Raw genomic sequence first — 8,459 nt, forward strand, 5'->3', positions numbered from 1 at the left:
CCCGCCCAGGACTGCGACATCGACCACTGCCGACCCTTCAACCACACCGACCCCGACAGCGGCGGCCTGACCATCGAAGCCAACCTCGCCAGCATGTGCCGCCAACACCACCGCTTCAAAACCTTCCACGGCTGGCACTACCACCTCGACCCCGACGGCACCCTGACCGTGACCACCGACACCGGCCACACCCTGACCACCCACCCCACCGGACCCCTGGCCCGCTGGCGCCAACGCGACCCAGACCCAGACCCAGACCCAGACCCCACCGACGACGCCCCACCCCGCCGGCCCTGGCTCGACCCTCGACCACAAGCCACCCACTGGCTCCGACGCGCCCGACGCCTCGCCGCCGAACGCGCCGCCAACACCACCACACCCCCACCCACAACCGGCCACCCCACCACCGACACCGACCCACCGCCCTTCTAGACGGCGCCGGCCGTCAGTGCGCGACGAAAAGCGCCGGGGCCCGACGTCGCGGACAGCGACGCCGGGCCCCGGCGGAAGACGATCAGAAGGTCAGTGCTTCTCGCGACCCCAGTGGTACTCGAACACCAGACCGGAGGCGCAGAAGATCACGCCGAGGGCGCCACCGATGAGCACCCACCAGTTCCAGAACGCCGCACCGTAGCCGATGACGAAGACCGAGAAGGCCAGCAGGAACGGCCAGAAGCTGTGCGGGCTGAAGAAACCCAGCTCACCGGCACCGTCGGAGACCTCAGCCTCCTCGTAGTCCTCGGGCAGGGTGCTGATGCGCCGCGCCACGAAGCGGAGGTAACCACCGATCAGCAGGCTCAGGCCGGCCGAGAGCACGAGGGCCGTGGTACCGACCCACTCGACGCCCGTCCGCGACGTACCGGTGAGGTACGCGTACGCGATGGCCAGGATGGCCAGGAAGATAAACAGTGCGTCAAAGATTCGTACTGTTGCGCTCATCGTTCAGAAATCCTTCGCGTGATACCGGGAGAACCGTCAGTTAGCTGACGCGGTCTCGATGGTGTTGTTCTGGTCGCGGGTATCGCTGCGGCCGGTCTTGAACGGTGCAGTGGAGATCGAGTACGGCTCCTCCCCGATGGACTCCAGCGCCTCCGCGTTGGTCGCGGTCGGGTTGGCCTGGCGGAATTCGATGTAGTCGGCGAACGCCTCCGGGGAGACCGCACGCAGCTCGAAGTTCATCATCGCGTGGTAGATGCCGCACATCTCGGCACAGCGGCCGACGAAGGCACCCTCGCGCTCGATCTCCTCGATCTGGAACATGCTCAACTGCTGGTTCTTGCCGGGGTGCGGCATGACGTCGAGCTTGTAGATGAACTCGGGGATCCAGAACGAGTGGATCACGTCCGCCGACGCGAGTCGGAACTCGATGCGGGTGTCGGTCGGCAGCACCAGGACCGGGACCTCCTCGGAGGTGCCCACGGTCTCGATGTTGTTGTAGTGCAGGTACGACTTGTCCTCGGCGAGACGGCCGTGGATCGGGCCGCCGGCGGCGGGCTCACCCTCGTGCCCGAGCGCCTCGCGGGCCTCGTCGGACAGCACACCGGCCTCCTCGGCCTGACGCTGCGCCTCGTAGTTGGTGCCATCCTCGATGCTCGCACCGGCCACGTCGACCTTGTTGTAGCCGAACTTCCAGTTCCACTGGTACGCGGTGACGTCGCCCTTGACGCCGACCTCCTCCTCCGGACGGAGGTCGAGGACCTTGTTCTGCGTGACCACGGTGAAGTAGAAGAGCACGGAGATGATCACGAACGGCACAGCCGTGTAGATCAGCTCCAGCGGCACGTTGTACGCCGTCTGCCGCGGGAACTCGCCGTTGTCGTTCTTCCGCTTGCGGTAGGCGGCCATCGACCAGAAGATCAGGCCCCACACGAAGAACCCGACGATCAGCGAAGTGATGACGGTGCCCGTCCAGAACTCGCGGATCGCGACGCCCTCGGGGGTGACACCGGTCGGGAATCCGAAGTTGATCGTCTGGTTCCACCACTTGTTGTCGGTGTGGAGGCTACAACCGGACAACAGCAAGCCCAATGAACCGAGAGCCACCGCGAGAGTCGCCCTGCGCGTCCGACGACGCCCGTCACGCTGTTCCACCATCACGCCTTCCTGATCAGCGGCACCGGCCACGTGGCCGGGACACCTTAGAAGAGTAGACCACGGCTCTCAGAATGAAAGCCGCGGGTCCGGCAATTCACCCGCGAGGCCCCCACGCCGTCCGCCGGGACGGGCGGGAACCCACGGACCAGTAGTATTCGAACGCGTCCGGACCCGCGCAGGCGGGTCATCACGGACGCTACGACGACGATGGACGAGGTACCCGACGAATGTGTGGCCTGCTCGGTCTGATCACCCCTGACGGCTCCGCCCGTACCCACGAGGCCCGCGTGCTCGGCGCCATGGGGTGCCAGCGCCACCGCGGGCCCGACGAGGTCGGCACCTGGGTCGACGGCGACATGGCCTTCGGGTTCAACCGCCTGTCGATCATCGACATCTCGCACTCACACCAGCCGCTCCGCTGGGGCCCGCCGGAGCAGCCCGACCGCTACGCGCTCGTGTTCAACGGCGAGATCTACAACTACCTCGAGCTGCGGGACGAACTGCGGCGCGAGTTCGGCGCCACCTTCGAGACGGAGGGCGACGGCGAACCGATCATCGTCGCCTTCCACCACTGGGGCCCCGCCGCGGTCCGCCGGCTCCGCGGCATGTTCGCCTTCGCCATCTGGGACACCGTCGAGCGGTCGCTCTTCGTCGCCCGCGACCCCTTCGGCATCAAGCCCCTCTACATGGCGACCGGCCCCGGGGGCACCGTGTTCGCGAGCGAGAAGAAGTCGATCACCGAACTGATCGACCTCGTCGTCGTCGACACCTCCCTCGACACCCGCGCCCTCCAGCACTACGTCACTCTCCAGTACGTCCCGGAGGACGAGACCCTCACCCGCGGCGTCCGGCGCCTCGAGTCCGGGTGCCACGCCACCCTCACTCCCGGCGGCGAGCCGGTCATCGAGCGGTACTTCGAACCCACCTTCCCCGTGGCGCCCGTCGCCGACGGCGACGCCGAGCGCCGCTACGACGAGATCGCCGCGGCCCTCGAGGACTCCGTCGCGAAGCATATGCGCGCCGACGTCACCGTCGGATCGTTCCTGTCCGGCGGTATCGACTCCACCGCCATCGCCGCGCTGGCGCGGCGCCACAACGAGAACCTCCTGACGTTCACCACCGGCTTCGAGCGCGAGGGGTACTCGGAGATCGACGTCGCCGCCGAGTCCGCGGCCGCCATCGGGGTCGAGCACATCGTCAAGGTCGTCTCCCCCGAGGAGTTCGCCGCCGCGATCCCCGAGATCATCTGGCACCTCGACGAACCGGTCGCCGACCCCGCCCTGGTGCCCCTGTACTTCGTCGCCCGTGAGGCCCGCAAGCACGTCAAGGTCGTGCTGTCCGGCGAGGGCGCCGACGAACTGTTCGGCGGCTACACCATCTACAAGGAGCCGCTGTCGCTCGCGCCGTTCGAGAAGGTCCCCGGCGCCCTACGTCGCGCGCTCGGCAGGGCCAGCGAGCTGATCCCCGAGGGCACCCGGGGCAAGAGCCTCCTGCACCGCGGCTCGATGACGCTGGAGGACCGCTACTACGGCAACGCGCGCTCGTTCTCCGAGGAGCAGGTCCGCTCCGTCCTGCGCGACTACCGCCCCGAGTGGAGCCACCAGGACGTCACCGCGCCCATCTACGAACGCTCCCGCGGCTGGGACCCCATCGCGCGCATGCAGCACCTCGACCTGTTCACCTGGCTGCGCGGCGACATCCTCGTCAAGGCGGACAAAGTCACCATGGCCAACTCCCTCGAACTGCGCGTGCCGTTCCTCGACCGCGAGGTCTACGAGGTCGCCTCGCGGCTGCCGTACACCGAGAAGATTGCCCACGGCACCACCAAGTACGCCCTGCGCAAGGCGCTCGAGCGGATCGTGCCCGCGCACGTGCTGCACCGGCGCAAGCTCGGCTTCCCCGTGCCCACGCGCCACTGGCTGGCCGGGCCGGAACTGCACGACTGGGCGCGCGAGCACGTGGCGGCGTCGGGCACCGACGAGTACGTGAACAAGGACGCCGTGATGCGCATGCTCGACGAACACCGTCGCGGCGACTCCGACCACAGCCGTCGGATCTGGACCATGCTGTGCTTCATGATCTGGCACGGCATCTTCGTGGAGGGGCGCATCTCCCCCGACATCGAGCGGCGCGAGTACCCGGTTCGCCTCTGAGCCCGGGGACGGGCACGGCGGACCGGGCGGCGGGTCAGGCCGGGAGGAGCGAGGAGATCTCCTCGGCCGCCTCGTCGCCGTAGGTGTCGGCGAGACGGCGGCGCGCGGCCACCGGGTCGATGGTCCACTCCTGGGTGCCGGTGGTCTCGAGGACGTGCGTGGCGATGAGCGCACCGAACTGGGCCGAGCGCTCCAACGACAGTCCGTCGAGGACACCGCTGAGGAAGCCGGCGCGGAACGCGTCGCCCACACCGGTCGGATCGAGCAGGTTGTCCGACGGCACGATCCCGACCTCGATCGGCTCGGAGCCCTGCTCGACGATCACCACGCCCTTGCCGCCGCGGGTCGTGACGCGGGTGCCGACCCTGGCGTCGAGTTCGGCCGCCGTCCAGCCGGTCTTGTTGAGCAGCAGCTCGTACTCGTACTCATTGGTGAACAGGTAGCGCGCACCGTCCACCAGGGCGGCGGCCGCCTCGCCGTCGAGGAACGCGAGCTGCTGGGAGGGATCAGCGGCGAAATCCAGGCCCAGCTCGCGGCACTCCGCCGTGTGGGAGTTCATCGCGGTCGGGTCGTTGGCGCCGATGAGGACGATCTCGGGGCGGCCGATCCGCTCCACCAGGCGGGCCAACGAGATGGTGGCGGCCTCCCCCATCGCGCCGGGGTAGAACGACGCGAGCTGCGCCATCTCCGAGTCGGTGGTGCACACGAACCGGGCGGTGTGCAGGGCAGAGCTGATGTGGACCGCCGAGCAGTCGACGCCGTGCCGCTCGAGCCAGTCGCGGTAGTCGGCGAAGTCCTCGCCCGCCGCGCCCACCAGATGGGGCTGACGACCGAGCACGCCGAGCGCGAAGGCGATGTTGCCACCGACGCCGCCGCGCCGGATCTGTAGCGAATCCACCAGGAAGCTCAGCGACACGTGCGCGAGCTGGTCCGGCAGCAGCTGCTCGGAGAAGCGACCCGAGAAGGTCATGAGGTGGTCGGTGGCGATGGAACCTGTGATGACGACGGGCATGCCCCAGACAGTAGACGACCCGGACCGATGCGTGATCGGTCCGGGTCGTCAGGCGGTCAGCGCGACCGACGGGTCAGTTGAACGAGTCGCCGCAGGCGCACGAACCGGTGGCCTGGGGGTTGTCGATCGTGAAACCCTGCTTCTCGATGGTGTCGACGAAGTCGATCGAGGCACCCATGAGGTACGGGACGCTCATGCGGTCGACGGCGAGCTTGACGCCGCCGAAGTCGTCCACCACGTCGCCGTCGAGCGAACGGTCGTCGAAGAAGAGCTGGTAGCGCAGGCCCGCGCAGCCGCCGGGCTGGACGGCGATGCGCAGGGAGAGGTCGTCACGACCCTCCTGATCGAGCAGGGCCTTGGCCTTGGCGGCGGCGGCCTCGGTGAGCAGTACGCCGGTGGCGGTGTTCTCCGCAGTGGTCATGTCGGTTCTCCTTGCGATCCGAGAGGGCTTCGGGGACGTATGCAGGTTCCAACGTCCACCGGGGAGTCCTCTATTCCCCGGCTCCCGTTCCCCTCCACACGATACGCCTGCCACCTCGTACGGGTGAATGTCCGGCACAACCGGGGATCGCCTAGCCTTGAGTGCGTGAAGTTGCGCGCATTCGGCTCCAGAGACGACGAGACCGGCAAGGACTCCCCCGCCCCCGAGGCGGCGACGGAGCCGACGCCCGAGCCCGCCGTCGACCCGCGGCGTCCCGCGGGCAAGGGCAAGCCCACGCCCCGCCGCCGCGACCAGGAGCGCGCCCGCGGGATGCGCCAGGGGCCGGTCACCGCTCCGCTCACCCGCAGGGAGGCGAAGGAGCGCCGCAAGGCAGCGCAGGCCTCCATGACCAAGGAGGAGCGCCGCGCCGCGAAGGCCGAGGAGCGCGCCGCCCGCGAGGAACGCCGCCAGCTCATGATGGAGGGCGACGACCGCTACGTCCTCTCCCGCGACCGCGGCGAGGTCCGGCGCTTCGCCCGCGACTGGGTGGACACCCACCGCCGACTCATCAACTGGTTCATGCCGCTGGCGCTGTTCGTCATCGTCTTCCAACTCATTCCCAACCCGGAGCTGCTGGCGTTCAGTCAGACGCTGTTCCTCGTCCTCATCGCGGTCGTCGTGATCGACGGCGTGCTCCTCGGCCGAACCGTGAACAAGGCGGTCCGCGAGCGGTTCCCCGACACCGACGACACCGGTTTCGGCATGGGCTGGTACGCGGTCATGCGCGCGACCCAGCCGCGGATGCTGCGCACCCCGCGTCCCCGGGTCCGCCCGGGCGACGCCATCTGATCCCGCCCCGCTGCTCCCCGGAAGGGTCTGACCCATGCGCCTGCTCGTCCTCGGTGGCACCCGCTCGGGTAAATCCGCCCACGCCGAGTCCGTGGCCGCCGCCACCGGTACCGACGTCGTGTACGTCGCCACCGCCCGTCGCGACCCCGACGACGCGGAGATGACCGCCCGCATCGCCGCGCACCGCGACCGCAGGCCGGACGAGTGGGTCACCGAGGAGACCGACGAGGTCACCCGCGTCCTCGCCGAGCACCCGGACTCGACCGTCCTCGTCGACGACCTCGGGGGCTGGCTCACCCGACGCATGGACGCCACTCTCGGGTGGACCGACGGGGGGTCCGCGGTCGCCGACGAGACGGACGCGCTCGTCGCCGCGGTCGCCGAGCACCCCGGCCCGGTCGTGTTGGTCTCCCCCGAGGTCGGCCTCGGCGTGGTCCCGGACACCCTCTCCGGCCGGGTGTTCGCCGACGTGATCGGCTCACTCAACCGGCGACTGGCGCAGGTGTGCGACTCGGCGGTCCTCGTCGTCGCCGGGCGTGCGCTGCCCCTCGACGACGCGCGCCCGACCCCCGCCGCCACCACGCCCGTCGTTACGGCCGCGGCGACGACCGCGCCCGCCGACACCCCGGCCGAGCCTCCCGCCAGCACGCCCACCGACGGGCACACCGGAGCCTCGCAGGACTTCCCCGGACTCTCCGACGTCGCGCATTACGACGACCCGGTCGTCTTCCCGCCGGTCCACCCGCCGTCCCACGCGGTCGCCGAGGAGGCCCGCGGTCGACACCTCACGCTGACCAAGCCGGCGGCGTCCCTCGGACGCCTCGAGGAGCTGGGCGTCTGGATCGCCTCGTGCCAGGGCACATGTCCGCCGCGCCCGCTCGAGCGGGCTCGCGTCGTGGTGTTCGCCGGTGACCACGGTGTCGCCGAGCACGGGGTCTCCGCGTTCCCGCGGGAGGTCACCCTGCAGATGGCCGACAACATCGTCGCCGGGGGCGCGGCCGTGTCCGTCCTCGCCCGCACCGCCGGCGCGACGGTCCGGGTGGCCGACATGGCGATGTCCGCGGAGCGCCCCGGGGGTCTCGACGACCACAAGGTCCGCCGCTCCAGCGGTTCCATCGACCGGGAGGACGCGCTGAGCCCCGAGGAGGTGCGGGCCGCGATCGCCGCCGGCCGCCGCATCGCCGACGAGGAGGTCGACTCCGGGGCGGACCTGCTCATCGCGGGTGACCTCGGCATCGGCAACACCACTCCGGCTACCGTCCTCACGTGCCTGGTCACCGGCCACGAGCCCGTCGAGCTCGTGGGGCGCGGCACCGGCGTCGACGACGAGGGCTGGATGCGTAAGACCGCCGCCATCCGCGACGCCATGTACCGCGCGTCCGGCGACCTCCGCGACCCCGTGGCGATGCTGCGGAAGGTCGGCGGTGCCGATCTCGCGGCGATGGCCGGGTTCCTCGCCCAGGCGGCGATCCGCCGGACGCCGTGCCTGCTCGACGGCTCGGTGGTCACCTCGGCCGCCCTCATGGCCGAGGCGCTGGCCCCCGGCTGCCGTCAGTGGTGGGCGGCCGGGCACCGCAGTGCCGAGCCCGCCCACTCGGCGGCGCTGACCTACCTGTCACTCGACCCGATCCTCGAGCACGCGATGCGACTGGGTGAGGGCAGCGGCGCCGTCGCCGCCCTACCGGTCGTCCACAACGCCGTCGCGATCCTCACGGACATGGCGACCTTCGCCGACGCCGGGGTCAGCGGCCGGGACTGACGGCTCGTGATCGACGCGGTCCGCCTCTCGCTGTCGTGGATGACGGTCCTCCCCGTCGGCCGCGGCGGCGTCCCCGACGCGACCGCGGCCGGACGCGCCATGACGGCGCTCCCCGCCGTGGGACTGGTCTGCGGCGCCACGGCCACCGCCCTCGCCCACGGCGCTCACGCC

General features: G+C 70.2%; 7 protein-coding genes and 1 pseudogene. 4 read left to right on the forward strand and 4 right to left on the reverse strand.

Annotated elements, in window-relative coordinates; genetic code table 11:
- A pseudogene (locus tag HMPREF3086_RS18935) lies at window positions 1-432 on the forward strand (HNH endonuclease); the annotation flags it as partial.
- Window positions 433-522: 90 nt separating this feature from the next.
- Here the strand turns inward: HMPREF3086_RS18935 and HMPREF3086_RS07090 are convergent.
- Window positions 523-939 carry a cytochrome c oxidase subunit 4 gene (locus tag HMPREF3086_RS07090; RefSeq protein WP_007632898.1) on the reverse strand — a complete coding sequence of 139 codons (417 nt, stop codon included), beginning with the start codon at window positions 937-939 and terminating at the stop codon, window positions 523-525.
- Between the two features lie 36 nt (window positions 940-975).
- Window positions 976-2,094, reverse strand: a complete 1,119-nt coding sequence (locus tag HMPREF3086_RS07095; protein ID WP_210401845.1) for an aa3-type cytochrome oxidase subunit II — start codon at window positions 2,092-2,094, stop codon at window positions 976-978.
- A gap of 227 nt (window positions 2,095-2,321) precedes the next feature.
- Between HMPREF3086_RS07095 and asnB the strand changes: the two genes are divergently transcribed.
- Window positions 2,322-4,247 (forward strand): asparagine synthase (glutamine-hydrolyzing), encoded by a 1,926-nt coding sequence (asnB, locus tag HMPREF3086_RS07100; RefSeq protein ID WP_070721004.1) that lies wholly within the window; start codon window positions 2,322-2,324, stop codon window positions 4,245-4,247.
- 34 nt (window positions 4,248-4,281) lie between these two features.
- On the opposite strand, the gene HMPREF3086_RS07105 is transcribed toward asnB, so the two are convergent.
- A complete protein-coding gene (locus HMPREF3086_RS07105) occupies window positions 4,282-5,259 on the reverse strand; it encodes a carbohydrate kinase family protein (protein ID WP_070721006.1) in 978 nt (325 codons plus the stop codon).
- Window positions 5,260-5,332: 73 nt separating this feature from the next.
- On the reverse strand, window positions 5,333-5,680 hold the full coding sequence (locus HMPREF3086_RS07110; protein ID WP_007632903.1) for a HesB/IscA family protein: 348 nt from the start codon (window positions 5,678-5,680) through the stop codon (window positions 5,333-5,335).
- 165 nt (window positions 5,681-5,845) lie between these two features.
- Here HMPREF3086_RS07110 and HMPREF3086_RS07115 point away from each other — a divergent pair, with 165 nt between their 5' ends.
- Together HMPREF3086_RS07115 and cobT are read left to right on the forward strand one after the other, a co-directional pair.
- On the forward strand, window positions 5,846-6,529 hold the full coding sequence (locus HMPREF3086_RS07115; protein ID WP_070721009.1) for a DUF3043 domain-containing protein: 684 nt from the start codon (window positions 5,846-5,848) through the stop codon (window positions 6,527-6,529).
- A 34-nt stretch (window positions 6,530-6,563) separates the two neighbouring features.
- Window positions 6,564-8,288 (forward strand): nicotinate-nucleotide--dimethylbenzimidazole phosphoribosyltransferase, encoded by a 1,725-nt coding sequence (gene cobT, locus HMPREF3086_RS07120; RefSeq protein WP_070721012.1) that lies wholly within the window; start codon window positions 6,564-6,566, stop codon window positions 8,286-8,288.
- The last annotated feature ends 171 nt before the right edge of the window (window positions 8,289-8,459 follow it).

It is taken from the genome of Dietzia sp. HMSC21D01, from assembly GCF_001815995.1.
Lineage (GTDB): Bacteria > Actinomycetota > Actinomycetes > Mycobacteriales > Mycobacteriaceae > Dietzia > Dietzia cinnamea.

Coding starts and splice junctions, on each gene's coding strand:
- HMPREF3086_RS07090 (WP_007632898.1), bottom strand. CDS start 939: ATGAGCGCAACAGTACGAATCTTTGACGCACTGTTTATCTTCCTGGCC.
- HMPREF3086_RS07095 (WP_210401845.1), bottom strand. CDS start 2,094: ATGGTGGAACAGCGTGACGGGCGTCGTCGGACGCGCAGGGCGACTCTC.
- asnB (WP_070721004.1), top strand. CDS start 2,322: ATGTGTGGCCTGCTCGGTCTGATCACCCCTGACGGCTCCGCCCGTACC.
- HMPREF3086_RS07105 (WP_070721006.1), bottom strand. CDS start 5,259: ATGCCCGTCGTCATCACAGGTTCCATCGCCACCGACCACCTCATGACC.
- HMPREF3086_RS07110 (WP_007632903.1), bottom strand. CDS start 5,680: ATGACCACTGCGGAGAACACCGCCACCGGCGTACTGCTCACCGAGGCC.
- cobT (WP_070721012.1), top strand. CDS start 6,564: ATGCGCCTGCTCGTCCTCGGTGGCACCCGCTCGGGTAAATCCGCCCAC.